This window comes from Pseudomonas sp. CFBP2511 (assembly GCF_030209255.1).
GTDB classification, from domain to species: Bacteria; Pseudomonadota; Gammaproteobacteria; order Pseudomonadales; family Pseudomonadaceae; genus Aquipseudomonas; species Aquipseudomonas avellanae.
Genome location: NZ_JARVSI010000022.1, coordinates 179,373 through 192,584, shown reverse-complemented (window position 1 = coordinate 192,584; position 13,212 = coordinate 179,373). Strand labels below are relative to the sequence as shown.

Here is a 13,212-nt window from a genome sequence, read left to right as displayed (position 1 = left end):
ATCCTCGGAGCAATCAATACATCGACACGGGATATTTAAACTCGGACCTTATCCTGCCAAGCCCTTCACGCAGTTCATCCACGGGTCTCGCAAAAGTAATACGCATCCCATACCGCTGGCCAAACACTTCGGCGGGCATCGTCAACACCCTTGTGTGGTGGAGAACTCTTCGACAGAAATCCAACGAACTCTCCGAGGGAGTCAGGTGAACCCAACAAAAAGGAGTTCCCTCTGGCGCGACAATCTCAAGCATAGGAAAACAATCTCGCGACCATTGCTGAAACACCTCATAACCGTTTTGGCACAATTGCAAGTAATCTTTCAGCAGAGCGTCATAATTCAGCAGAATACGCTCTGCTATTTTTTCGCAAATCACCGAATTTGAAATGGTCGTGAAGTGCTTGTAATCCATTGCTTTCGCAACAACATCCTTCGGCCCACACATCCACCCCACCCGAATTCCTGGTACGCCGAAGATTTTCGATACACCGGACACCGCGATCACGTTTTCGAAATCGAAATGGAGCACGGATGCCTTCATGTCCGTGAGGTATTCTTCATCCGAAATGATGAATATATTCCTCTCTCGCGCTACTTCGACGATCCTCCTTAACTGATCTCGATCGATCGCTTTACCAGTCGGATTGCAAGGGTTATTCAAAATGATGGCTTTGGTATTCGCCCTCAACGCCCCTACCACTGACTCGGCTGACACTTTGAAATTTGCGTCATACTCAAGAACGCTTATCGAACAACCAATGTTCTCTGGAACTTTCCACGATTGTTGCCACCCCGGCGAAAATGTAATGACATGATCACCCACGTTCAACAAGGTACGATATAGAAGATAAAGCGCTTCCTGCGCACCGTGAGCGATGCCAACGTTACAGTGTTCGATGCCATAGAGCTTCGCAACAAGCGTAGCCAAAGCACTGCTTCCCCGATCAGTTCCATAGTCCAATACCAAACCTTCCAGGTCTGCACTGAATATCCCTGCTTTGATACACGGAGCATTACTGTCTCCCAGATCAATGTCGTATTTGCCATGAGCTTCTCTAAAAACCCATTCCTGCATACTGTAAGGCTGGCTCACTCACATTCCCCTTTCCGTCCTGGAATCAGTTTTTCTTGTTTTCAGTAAATATCAACGCTCTGAGATCGAACTCATAGCTATGCGGAATCGATTTGACATTTGAGGTCTGCCCCAAGAGCAACATGTGAGCAATCATTGAGCCAAACGAAGTCGCCATCAAACATGTCGCACTTAACGACGATACCTTTTGCTTCTCAAAGTCAAGCTTCGGCGAGTCGATATACTGCTTGTATAACTTTGAAGGTGCCAGCTTTCCTCCAAACTTCTTGAGGCTTTCGAGTTCGGTATCCTGGTCTGAAATATCAAAGAACTCTTCGAAGGTCGGGCTATTCGGCAGAAAAACATGCACCGTCACCCCGTAGGCGACCGGGCAGCACAGCACGACTGGGATATTTCTGCGGCGGGCTTCCTTATAAAGCAGGAGCCGTGGCTTGATTACAAAAAAATCCAGCGTATCGCATACAACGTCAACATCGGTGAGGTAATCACTGACATTGAACTCATCCAGATAATCGATGGCCTTGACCGATACCTGCGGGTTAATGGACAGCAATCGCTCGGACAATACTTCCGACTTCTTCCTCCCGATAGTGTTCGTTGAGCAACCGAACTGCCTGTTCATGTTCTCAGGACCAAACGTATCCGCATCAGCAATGTTTACACCGCCAACCCCCATACGTACCAGACATTCGGCATAGGTGTACCCGGTCCCCCCACATCCAGGCACCGCGATTCGTTTTCCAGCGAGAATATCGAGTTCTTGCTGCGACACCAGCCCGATCATGCGACTAAACAAAACATCTCGGGAAAAATCATTTGGCTGTTGCATCGTTATCTCCAGTAAATTAGGCCTGTACGGATTCAATGACTTTCTTTTCAAACTCATCGCCGTGCCAGCGATCAGCCCAGGGCGAAAATGCGACGACGAAAATATCGCGATATCCCTCTTCATTGACCGGAATAATCTCAGTCACGTCATGGAACATATTTTGATCATCAAGAAGCACCGCCTGGCCTTCGAGAAGAATGTCGTTGTAGAAAGGTTCCGTATCGTCTGCATTGCGATACAGGCTCATCTCAGCACCGTAAATATTTTTTCGGGCCACCACGCCAATCATGACAAATGAATGTCCGTCTCGATGTCGCCCTTCTGGAACGGTAACGCCCTCCAACTGCGGATTAACAATCACCCGGTATTGATGGACATTGATCTGCCAGTCCTGTGCTTTATCCAGAGCAATTTCGATTGCGCCTCGCTCAATGAATGGCGTGAAATCCACCTCGATAGGCTCATAGAACCTTTTTATTCCCCCAGCCACAGGGTTATATTTAGAAAATGTCATGTACGGGCGGTGCGCTAGAAGTTCAAAGTCCCAGCCCGTTTCGTTGAAAGACATCTTGTACTGGGAGAACCTTCTGTAGCGATTACCACCACCCATGTATTGATCCAATGCCAACCGTGAAAAACTATCGACTACATCAGTTGGTATTGCACCGAGTTCAATGATACTGAAACCATCATTGTTGATAGGCATAGACTGCTTACTCCTTAAGCCAATGTCTTTGCGGTGTTTCCGAGACGGGTACTCAATTCGTCCAGATAACGTGCCGAAGAGTTAATCCGAATAAGTGCACCCGCCGCAATTTCACGTCCGATACGAGGATCTTGATCTACCAACGGAGCAACGACGTTGTTAAACCAGCCATTGGCGTGTTCCGTGTCGATATAGACATGAAGCTTGTGATATTGAATACCGTGGGAAGGCAAATTATTTCTCTCCCATGCCTTGATCACGTGTTTGAAGCGCCGTGGCGCCAAGTATTCAGTGACACCGAAATACCCTACCGCCTTAAAATAATGACGGCGAGACAGCGCGAGGCAAGAACTGACGTTCCCGGAAACGATCGATTGAAGCAGCATTGCGCTGGAGAAATCAGAGTCTTCGACGCCTGCGGCCTTCAACGTCTCCGCAAACATTCTGGAATGTACTTCAGCCTCGACTCCATTGCCCATTTCGTCAAAGTAATTCTTGGCCAGTTCAAGCTTTTGGCCAACCGGCAATCCAATCTGCATAAATGCCAGAATGTCGTCAAATTTCGGATCGAGATTGGTTTCTTGAATCAAGTAATACTTAATATCCGCTGCGGACGCATCCTCACTTAAAAATTGGGTATAAAAAGGATGCACGCTGGAGGGGCTTTTCGACACCAGTTTTTTCAACCATTTTACATACTCTTTACCGTTTACCGGAAAGTCACTGATATCTGCATCCGACAGGCCTTTCATTTCAAACTGAAGCATTGCGCTTTCAAGTACCGATTGAACGTCACTGACAATTGGCCGTCGATCAGTATTGACCTGTTCAATGCGCGCACACTCGAACTCATTCCGGTAAATGATAGCCAGGCACTCATGCAGCGCCGCCAGGGCTGTTTGATTGTTGTTGACATAGGCCTCATGCGCCAACAGTTGAGCAGATTGATTAATATTTTTCCGAATCGCGAAATTTTCATTCACGGAGTTCCATTCATCGGGGTTGCGCTCCATCGCAACAAACCATTCGAGCAGATCTAACCCTTCCATATCCATTGCGAACATCCTTATAAGTTTATTGATCGTAGTTACTGTGCAGTGACTGATTTAAAAATCACGGGCGAAGTTTTGGATAGTTCTGAATTCAGAACTATCACATCGTGGTTTTCACCAGGGTATTCTTCGGGATTGATAATTGCGTCGACAGGACACTCAGGCTCACATACACCGCATTCGATGCAGGTATCCGGACAAATAACCAGTTGGTAGTCGGCATCGCGAAATGCGTCAACGGGACAGACATCTACGCAGATGGTGGATTTACATGAAAGACACTCTTTCCCAACTACGTATGGCATCTGGACGTTCCTTCATCTTTAAGTTTCGAATCATGCTGTCTCCGACAATCACCTGTTTCCCTGATTGCCAGAGAGCGCAGCCATTTAAGTGTTATTTATTTTTTCTGTACACTGTAGAAAACTACAGGTGCGACAAAAAGTAGATTCGTGTACAGGCACGAACCACACAATGCTTTCGGGCTTCAGCCAAACCAGGCTCGGTCCTTTCAAGTACGACACCTCTGCTGGCAGCCTTGGCTTACGCCCTACACGCGCCACATGAAAAGTGCTAGACTCGATCGCAATAGCCATGTTCAATCGAAATAACTGCTGAACCACGAGGCCCGCATGTACCTTCTCTACTACTCACCCGGTGCTTGCTCACTTGCAGCACATATTCTTCTTGAGGAACTGGGGCAACCGTTCAAACTGGAATTTCGCTCAGCATTGAAAGGCATCGGCACCCAAACTCCGGAATACCTGAGCATTAACCCGAAAGGCCGGGTCCCAGCTCTACTTTGTCTTGAGAGCCCCATAGGTGACGTAGCCGGCGTTTTGACAGAGTTACCTGCCATCTTGCTTTATCTGGCTAACCAATCGACACCTGTACGCTTTATCCCCGACACTCCTGGCGAATTAGGGCGATGCCTCGAGTGGCTGAACTGGCTCTCAGGGACAGTGCACAGCCTTTCTTATGGGCAGGTCTGGCGGCCACAGCGGTTTGTCGACGATGAAAGTCTGTTTCCTGCCATTGTTAAAAAAGGCCGCAGCAACGTTATGGATAACTACACGTTTATCGAGCAGCACATCGCTGCGCAGAGTGATAGTCCCTTACTAAGTAATTACAGTATTGTCCATCCCGTCCTTCTTGTTTTTTGGATGTGGGGAAAGTGGATTGATATAGATATGGGCACCCACTTTCCCAATTGGACTCAACTCGTTCAGTCGATAATCGAACGACCTGCCGTGCAACGAGCCTTGGCGACTGAGCGCATTGATATAAATATTTTCAAGTAAAATTCCTAAAGCATTAGTATCCGCCTACGGACTTTGAATAGCGTTTGCAAATTGATCGAATGACACAGTAGAGCCCCTGACCATGCTGTTTGCTTTGCCAAACCTGTGAAGGGTTCGAAAAACTCTCTTGATATGGATGAGTTACGTCTGTAACACGGAGAGGTCGGTTCACAAACCCAACCAATCGTTGCACACAGGGGCGTTTCGCGACAGTTAGCGCTGATCGTGGTGGTTTTTTCACCTACATGAGGATGTGACTGCTGAAAATACGCTCCTTCGATCTGGCAGACGCGAAAATGGGTGCCGCTTTATGCCCAGACCCAGCGTTTGACGGCAGGGCTTGACGTACCTGAGCGGAATTTTCCTCCCATGCATTAGGAGTTCCTGTGCCTCGCTTGACCGTCAGCGGTTTTCTGGTACGTAATCTGGACCGCCGAACTTGTCACGCAGACGCAATGCCGAGCGCAGCAAGGGCCCCCACAAGCCGTTATCGCTGTTCCATTCCACACCTGCCCAGCGGGTGTCGGCCATAAGTGATTCCTTGTTGGCTTCAAGGCGTGATTTAAGTTCTGCTGACACAGACCCCATGTCTACATCAAACAACCCGGCGTAAATCCCTTCTGGGTCCTTGGCTTTTTGGGTCAGGCTATACCTGTAACAAAAAACCCACCACTGGGCCATGTAAATGGCTCGATTCTGATCTGGATAACTTCTCAGCAGCTTTAGTAAGGCTTGCGTGAATTGCGCAGGGAAAGAGGGGTCCCTAACCTCGCGCCAGTAAGGCAGAAAAAGCAGTCTGAGAGCGACAGGAACATTCTGTGGCTCATCGTTATCGTCTTTGGTTTCGAGGAAATAAAAAGGCTCGCCGACCAGAAATCTGTCCAGTTCGTCGTTTTGTAACGCCAAAAATAGAACGTTGTCCTTGTCGTAACTCATCGCACCTCCAATGGTTCATCCGTCAACTGTCTGCTGGCCATATGACTTCGGTGTCGCGTGCCTACCTGTTCTCGTGCGTTGGTTACAGCCTCGTTTATGACGATTTTATGACATTTTCGGAACCGATCCGGTTGCCTGGCCACTCAATTTGCTGTCGTTTATTACCACATCGGAGAAAGTGCCGACCGGCAGCGCTCATCGTGTTTCAGGTCATCAGCTTCTAATGGAGATGTAGACCGCGTCCTCTTCGGCATGATGCCGTTGGTGCTTCGTGGGTAATAAACGGGATGTAAATTTATATACAGGAGTTTAATAATAACGATGGTCAAGGTTACCTCTTCCGGATTTACTGCCAACCCACTCTCTCATCATGCGGACAGTGTTTCCCCCGCGAACAGTCCCCCTCAGTTACCGGAGCCTGTGCCTCTGGTTGATCTAAGCGAGTCGTCCCGCAAGGGCGGCATGCGAAATCGGCCGCATGCCAGTTTGAACAGTCAGGTGCTCGGACTGCAAGCGGTGCCGTCGCAACGTGGAATGCATGTTCGTGTCAGAAGTCATGCCGATGGCGAGAGTGTCATTAATGCCTGGCTGGCAAAGCGCCCCTCGGTTCAAAGCGAAACCAGTCTTGATAACGATGGCAAGCTGGTGCGTTACACCCCCGTGAATCATGAGCCGCTGGCCCCGCGCAATGAGGCGTTTTTCACCTCTGTGCCGGGGATGTTGATGGCCGTTTTGACGGTCCACCCCGAGATGGAACATGGCATCAGCGGGGACATAACTGCTGATGCTGTGGCTGCCCGGCTTGCCGAACCGCCAATAGGGTTGCTAACCGGAATCTGGCAGTCTTCCCATGATCGAGCCTATCTGGAGCGGGGCGGTGTGGTGCATACCGCCAATATGGAAGAGCGCTGGGCGCCGTTGACGCTGCCAGGCATCAATCCCCGAGAGCCCCTGCGAATGGCCGGTTTGCAGGCCGATGGTGGAGTCTATCTGCATAACGGCAGCCAACTGTGGCGCTTGACCGAAACTGCCGCCGAGTCCGTGACCACCGAAAACCTTCCTGAAGGTGCGGCGGTACGCATTGGCGCCGGTGGCGAGGTGCACGGGCTGCATGAAGGCGCGCTTCATTCGAATGGCATTTCCCGTCCAATCGAGCTTTGGCGGCCAAAAGCTGGCGCGCCGGGGCGCGAGCAGAGTCCGGCGCGCCCCGTTGATTTGCTGCCGTTACCGGGTGGCACCGCTGCACTGATCCTTGATGACAAGGGACGTATTTATCACGCTGATCTGAAAGGCACAGGCGCTGTTGAAGCCCACCGGCTGAAATTACCTGCTGACTTTGCGCAGGGTAAAGGTTGGGCCGTGACCGCCATGGGATTGTCCCGAGACGACACTGTTCACCTGATGCTGCAGGATCAGAACGGGCGTCGCATGAGCTTGCAGCGAGCACCGGGCGAGGCGCTGTTTCGTCCTGCGTACCTGCTGGATCGCCCGTTGCTGCTGCTCTATACCGAAGGGCTGCATGTTCCGTCGGAGGCCGCGGTGCAGTCGCACGTTCAGCTTGATGGTCATGCTCAACTGGGGCATATCGATGGTGTGCTGCATTATAAAGCGGCTCCCGATCAGTCATGGGAACGGCTAAAGCAGTCGGGCGGCGAACCGCTGACGGGTGTGAATGCTCTTTATTCCAGCCCGCTGGGATTTATCGACAGGAAACCGGTTTTCGCTTTAGTGGGGGATGCCCGGCAGGTGGTCGAGTTGAAACTGGAGGGGCGTACATCCTGGTTGCCGAGCGATGCCGAGCTTCCGCGTCACCCTGCGGGCGGGCCTTTGGCGGTGATACCGGATACGGTAGCGTTACGCACCAGCCCGATCGCGCAGTTTGACGAGCCTGTACAGGCGCTGGCGGTTCACGGTAATCGCCGGGTCGTCGCGCTGACGGATTCGGGGCGATTAATGGCTGCCGATGCGGACACCCCAGCCCGCCGACTTCCCACGTTGCAGCGCCCCATCGCCATCGCCGTAGGGCTCAACGATCAGTTGCTGGTGCTGCATCATCCCCATAGCCAGCGCCCCCAGTTGAAACGGTTGAGTGCGAAAGATGATTGGGAGCCGGTGCCGATAATTCTGCCGGGTATTGTTCACCCTTCAAGTCTTCGCGCTACTCGCACGGGGCAAATACAAGTGCAGCTGGGAGAAAACTGGCATACGTTGCTGCCATCAATGACGTCGCACGATAATCAGCGCTTACCTGCCCGCGTAAAACCTGAACCAGAGGGGGATGAGGCGCCGTCAGCGAATTTCCTGGCGGGTAGCAACGCCCTCGCCAATCAGCAGCAAGCCAGTCGTATCAGCACACCGCATCATGACGCATCGGTGGTTACGACGCTGGCGGGGACAACAGCCAACAACCCGTTGACGATGGCGTCGAGCCTACAGGCAGTGGTTGATACGACCCGCGCTCAGGTAGGCGCGTTGGCGAGAGATGTAGTGGGCGCAGCGGCGAACAGCACGATGCGGTCAATGGCGCATACCTTGGGTGTTGTACTGCCGCCAACGCCTCAGGAGAGGCGCCTGGCCAGTTTCCATAATGAGGCGAAACAGGCTTATACATCAGGAAAAATACTGTTTGAGCATCTGCCGACACTCGCGCAAGTGCGCGTCGCTTCAGCCGTAGGGCCGTCGGACGGAGAAAGATTCGGGCTGTCACATCAGCAAACGCAACGCTTGTTGACGCTGCGAGAGGGGAAGCTGGAAGCGCTGTTACGCGACTTGCGCAAGATCGGCTTTCATGAAGGCGTGATCATGGGCGATATGGGCGACAGCGACAGTGCGCACGGTCTTGTTTCGACGACATCGACACCAACGTTCCGGCTGGCCGAGCTATGGCGACGGCAGCATTCGCGAGTGGATAAGGCTCTGTCTTCCGCCGGATTATCCAGATCGGAAGATATTTTTCCGGACTTGAACCTAAGTATCAACGCGTTGGCTGGCGGCGCGGCGCTGCATGCGGATCGTATGAGCGAACGTGAAGCTGAGTTGTTGAGCGTTTTGTGCGAGGTCAGCGAAAAAATGATGCGCGCTGGCGTACGCTTGCCGGCAGATGATGGAAGCGTTGACAGCGCCCACAGCCAGGCGCCATACGGCTTGAGAACAGCAGGATTGATTGCAGGTCTGGTGGACTATGATGCGCTGTTGAGCAGTACCGACGCGCAGGCGCTGGAAATGGCGGAGCGACTTCAGCAAGATGCCAGGCTTGCTGCATTGTGCAAACTCGGTCTGTCTTCGTGGGGTCAATTAGCGGCCTTCGATGATGTGGTGACGACGTTTCGCGAACAGATATCGTTACCGGGCTCGGCACGCCGCACCCAGTTGCTCAAAAATCTTGGCTTGCCACCCGATGCCGCGCCGGACGAAATGGCGGCGCGCATGTCCGACTTACTCCTGGATCTGTTCAACCGGAGCACCTTCTTTTCGACGCAGTCGCGTGGTCTGGAACTGCGCGGTTCGTTGGGATCGGCTGACTGGAAACATCTCAATGCGTTCAGCGTCGGCGTGACTGGCGAGGCGCTTCAAGTGCTCGGCGTAGAGCGCATCGGCGATGGCAAGGACGGCGATGCCGGGTTGGTCGCGTTTTTTGTGCGCCACGCCAAAGCCTCTGTATCTGCGACGTCAGGGATCGGAATCGATTTCAAGCCAGGCCCCGGCACTGGCGGCCGTGTTATTGATTCGCGACCGGGTCGTTCGATGAACTCGACGTGGGGAGGCTCTGCCAACCTGGGTATTTCCGGCGCGTACCAGCATGGTCAGGGCGCCGCCGTGATCATCGCACCGTCGACGATCTCCGATTTCGTGCGGCTGTTATTCGATGTCAACCATCCCGATACCACCCAAATCCTGCGCACCGGTGTGAACGGTGGTTCGATTGGTCTTGATCTTTTTGAAACCAATGTGAATGCCTCTGTGGGGGCGAACGTCAGCGTATCGCCATTCAGCCTGAGCCAGAAATATGGGCCACAGAAGCCGACGGCAGATGCGGCCGTCTCTGGCCCAGACAATCGGCGCAGCACCGCGTCAGGGTCGTTGTCGGTAGGCGGGACGGCTCAGGCTGGCGCGCACTGGGGGCAAATGGAGTTGCACCTGGATCACGCCTGGGCCGATATTATCGGTCTGGAATTTCAGGGCCGCACGGATTTCAATCTTGAATTCAATAGCGGCCTGAATCTGGGAGGCGCGCTGTCTTCCGCGCTGGGCGATAACCCCCAAAAGTTGATAAATGCGTCCACTGGAAACGGCAATCTGCAACTCGCCGGCATCCGCGTCGCGTCAAGCGATGTGCAGTTGCCGACCGATGCTGTGGTTGACGACAAGCGCCGCGGCCCCTTTTTGTCGACGGCCAGCTATAAACGCACCTTCGATACTGAAGTTGCCAAGCCTGTTACGGCCGGGGAATGGAGCCAGATGCGCCAGCGCCTTGCCAAAGCTTTTCCTGACAATATCGCAGAGTTGGGCGCGCTCGATTACCCCACCAGGCCCGGTGAGCGTATCGCGACCATCAAACAGGTGATTGACCGCATACAAGGTGCGAAGGCGCGTAGCGTGGAAGCCGTCGGTGCAATGGACGGAAAGGCATTGCACCGTCAGCGTTTCGATGCCGCGAGAGAAATGTCGAACGCCGGCAACAGCGTATGGCGAGCGAGCTCCGAAATTGAGCGCGCCTCGATCGTGGAGATGCTGCATCAGTTGCGTCAGCAGGAACAAAGCGCCGTCCAGAATCACGCCCGAGCCATTCCCGGCGCGCGTGTGGAATTCAACCTGTTCGGTCGTGAATCGCTGGAAACGGTGGTCTTTCACGCCATCGGTCATCTGGGGCTTGGCAGCAAGCTGAACGATCTGGCGGAGCTGCGTCGCAAGGTGCCGGGTCTCGATCAGGTCATGCTGAGTTTCCAGTCGTTGCCCAAGGTCAATCAGGTGCGCTACGTTTTTGAGATGCGCCCTCAGGCGAGGTTCGCCATCAATGACGCGCTACTGGCGCGCGAGCAGCAGGCATCGGCACGTGCGCTCGGTTTGCAGGGACCCTCGGGAAGTGAATTGAATTGGCGCGGCGTTTTGGACAAGATCAAAACCACGCCTGACCTTTATCGGCTGGCGGCGATCGCCGTACATAACACCGATGAAAACCCCGTGACCTCAAGAATAGGGCTGCCGCTGCTGAATGTGTCGGCCACAGGCGCGACATCGCATCAGTTGTTCGAGGCGGAAATCCAGTTCCGATACGGTCTGTATGACGGTCTGCAAGGGGTTGAGTTGCTGGAGGCCGGAAACAGGGCATTGCAGTCGCCGTTACGGGCATTACAGCAATCCGGTATTCAGGCCCTGGGGCAGAGAACCCAGGCCGGGGAGGTTGCGTATGGCCCCCCTTCGCCGCGCAAAGAGTCGCCGTTGCGCAGCGCAGTGGATGCTGCTGCGCTGACAACGAGTGACATCGCGCGACAACTTGAGGTTAAAGTCCAGCGCATGAATACCGCGCATGAGCGTGAGGCGAATGCTATCAGTTCGTTCCAGCAGGCTTACGGGATCGCGTCCGCGCATCTAGACAGGCTGCTTTTGCGCATTCCCGAATTGCCATTGCCTGAAATTGATGACCGCGACGCCGGTGGAGGACGTGTGCGGGGTACATTTGCGTCGCTCCAGCGACATCATCAGGCGCTGGATGACGCTATAAGTGCCATGCATCAGGCCAGCGAAAAGGTGTACACGATACCTGGCAAGCAGGCCACTCAAGAGCAAGACCCGGCGCTGGCTCAGCTGCTCTCTGTTGAAAAACGTCGGCGTTCGCTCGGGCATGCCTTGGAAACACTGGCTGGCAGAGGGGTGGAAGCGGGCACGGCCACAGGGCTTGAACTTAACAGGGTCTCATCGCAAGTGAATGATCTGGTCGCTCGCCGGGACGCGCTGCTAAGGCAGCGTGAAAGCGGTGTTCAGGAGGGCGGTCTGGATAGCGAAGAGCTGGAAATGGAACTTCAATTGACCACCTCAGTGCTGCAGCGGTTGCGCGCCGATTTGCTCGGCGAGCGGCAGGCGATGGAGGCTACCGCCAAACGCCTGGATCAGGCGAGCCGCGCTGCCCTCGAAGGTGAGCGCAGCTTCAGCGACGCCGTGCGTGACAGGGCGTGGGGCGAACTCGATAACGTGTAGAGGTTATTGCGCTTCTCCCTGGCAAAACACAGAAAGCGACCTGATGGTCGCTTTCTTGTCATGCACCTCGTTCATAACGATTCCCTGACCACCAGCGGGCAATCCACTGGCTGAGTTCCCGATACGTCGAGGCCTTCTATCAAGTGCCGGGCGGCATTGCGCCCGATTTCGTAATACGGCAACTGCACTGTGGTCAGCGCAGGGATGAACAGTTCGGCGATGCCGATCATGTTGTCATAACCCAGTACGGCGACATCTGCGGGGATTTTCAGGCCTCGACCCAGCAACAACTGGTAGGCGCAGAAGGCAATGCGGTCATTGCCGCAGACCAGAATGTCGAACTGCGGACGGCCATCGATCATGTGCCGTTCGAGGATGGCGGCGGTTTCCCAATAGGCGTCATGTTCGGACAGGTTGTACTGCATGTGTTCGTCTGCAGCCAAGCCGAATGCCAGGCAGGCACGCTGCATACCCGCTTGCCGGATTTCCCAGGCCAGGCTCTGTTTTGGCAGGTTGATAAACAGCGGGCGCCGATAACCCTGGCTGAACGCGTGGTGCAAGGCGCGGTACTGACCTGTTTCGTCATCCGGCACATAACTGACAAGGCTGCTGTCATCGGCTACGCAATTGGCAAGCACCAGCGGTTTGCTCTTCAGGCGCTGGGGAATACTCACTTCACGCAACCCCATGGCGCTGAAGATCAACCCGTCGGGTCGGTGCGACAGCATCAGGTCGATATTCTGGTCGGTGGGCGGGTTGCTCAGCAGGTTGAGGATAAACACGTTCCAGCCTGCTTGCTGCGCGGTCTGCTCGATTGACAGCAGCAGCTCGACCGCAAACGGTGTCGTCGCGGTGTCCAGGGCAAACACTCCGATGGTTCGTGTCTGCAAGTTGTCACCGCGAATCCTGCGCGCCGACAGGCTGGGTACGAATTGCAGCTCGTCAATCGCGCTACGGACGCGCTGATACGTCTCGGGGCTCAGTTTTTCCGGATTATTGAGCGCTCGAGACACCGTCATCAGGGACACACCGGCCAATCGTGCAACGTCTTTAACTGAGGTCATGCGAGGCGGGGCCTGTCAGGTTGACTGATGATTGTC

The 13,212-nt window shown here is 54.0% G+C and carries 9 protein-coding genes; 2 read left to right on the top strand and 7 right to left on the bottom strand.

Going from position 1 to position 13,212, the window contains the following annotated elements:
* Positions 1–13: 13 nt before the first annotated feature.
* From QRN38_RS18720 to QRN38_RS28040, 5 genes are read right to left on the bottom strand one after another with little or no spacing between them, the layout of a single operon-like run.
* The gene (locus tag QRN38_RS18720) at positions 14–1,093 is read right to left on the bottom strand and encodes a pyridoxal phosphate-dependent aminotransferase (RefSeq protein WP_024666885.1); all 1,080 of its coding nucleotides are present in this window, start codon (positions 1,091–1,093) and stop codon (positions 14–16) included.
* Positions 1,094–1,118: 25 nt separating this feature from the next.
* The gene (locus QRN38_RS18715; protein WP_010202390.1) at positions 1,119–1,922 is read right to left on the bottom strand and encodes a ThiF family adenylyltransferase; all 804 of its coding nucleotides are present in this window, start codon (positions 1,920–1,922) and stop codon (positions 1,119–1,121) included.
* 16 nt (positions 1,923–1,938) lie between these two features.
* Positions 1,939–2,628, bottom strand: a complete 690-nt coding sequence (locus QRN38_RS18710; protein WP_057419056.1) for a 2OG-Fe dioxygenase family protein — start codon at positions 2,626–2,628, stop codon at positions 1,939–1,941.
* 14 nt (positions 2,629–2,642) lie between these two features.
* Positions 2,643–3,683 (bottom strand): iron-containing redox enzyme family protein, encoded by a 1,041-nt coding sequence (locus QRN38_RS18705; protein WP_010202392.1) that lies wholly within the window; start codon positions 3,681–3,683, stop codon positions 2,643–2,645.
* Between the two features lie 32 nt (positions 3,684–3,715).
* A complete protein-coding gene (locus QRN38_RS28040; protein WP_007246163.1) occupies positions 3,716–3,985 on the bottom strand; it encodes a ferredoxin family protein in 270 nt (89 codons plus the stop codon).
* A 327-nt stretch (positions 3,986–4,312) separates the two neighbouring features.
* Between QRN38_RS28040 and QRN38_RS18700 the strand changes: the two genes are divergently transcribed.
* Positions 4,313–4,981, top strand: a complete 669-nt coding sequence (locus QRN38_RS18700) for a glutathione S-transferase family protein (RefSeq protein ID WP_054090552.1) — start codon at positions 4,313–4,315, stop codon at positions 4,979–4,981.
* A gap of 402 nt (positions 4,982–5,383) precedes the next feature.
* On the opposite strand, the gene QRN38_RS18695 is transcribed toward QRN38_RS18700, so the two are convergent.
* Positions 5,384–5,917, bottom strand: coding sequence for a hypothetical protein (locus QRN38_RS18695; RefSeq protein WP_057419055.1), 534 nt, complete (start codon positions 5,915–5,917; stop codon positions 5,384–5,386).
* 462 nt (positions 5,918–6,379) lie between these two features.
* Here QRN38_RS18695 and QRN38_RS18690 point away from each other — a divergent pair, with 462 nt between their 5' ends.
* Positions 6,380–12,112, top strand: coding sequence for a coiled-coil domain-containing protein (locus QRN38_RS18690; RefSeq protein WP_057419054.1), 5,733 nt, complete (start codon positions 6,380–6,382; stop codon positions 12,110–12,112).
* A gap of 71 nt (positions 12,113–12,183) precedes the next feature.
* Here QRN38_RS18690 and QRN38_RS18685 read toward each other — a convergent pair whose 3' ends face one another.
* On the bottom strand, positions 12,184–13,176 hold the full coding sequence (locus tag QRN38_RS18685; protein WP_007246158.1) for a LacI family DNA-binding transcriptional regulator: 993 nt from the start codon (positions 13,174–13,176) through the stop codon (positions 12,184–12,186).
* Between the last annotated feature and the right edge of the window lie 36 nt (positions 13,177–13,212).

What these genes read in the sequence shown, in the direction of transcription:
- QRN38_RS18710 (WP_057419056.1), bottom strand. Translation starts at nt 2,628, where the DNA reads ATGCCTATCAACAATGATGGTTTCAGTATCATTGAACTCGGTGCAATA.
- QRN38_RS18715 (WP_010202390.1), bottom strand. Translation starts at nt 1,922, where the DNA reads ATGCAACAGCCAAATGATTTTTCCCGAGATGTTTTGTTTAGTCGCATG.
- QRN38_RS18700 (WP_054090552.1), top strand. Translation starts at nt 4,313, where the DNA reads ATGTACCTTCTCTACTACTCACCCGGTGCTTGCTCACTTGCAGCACAT.
- QRN38_RS18695 (WP_057419055.1), bottom strand. Translation starts at nt 5,917, where the DNA reads ATGAGTTACGACAAGGACAACGTTCTATTTTTGGCGTTACAAAACGAC.
- QRN38_RS18685 (WP_007246158.1), bottom strand. Translation starts at nt 13,176, where the DNA reads ATGACCTCAGTTAAAGACGTTGCACGATTGGCCGGTGTGTCCCTGATG.
- QRN38_RS28040 (WP_007246163.1), bottom strand. Translation starts at nt 3,985, where the DNA reads ATGCCATACGTAGTTGGGAAAGAGTGTCTTTCATGTAAATCCACCATC.
- QRN38_RS18705 (WP_010202392.1), bottom strand. Translation starts at nt 3,683, where the DNA reads ATGGATATGGAAGGGTTAGATCTGCTCGAATGGTTTGTTGCGATGGAG.
- QRN38_RS18690 (WP_057419054.1), top strand. Translation starts at nt 6,380, where the DNA reads ATGCGAAATCGGCCGCATGCCAGTTTGAACAGTCAGGTGCTCGGACTG.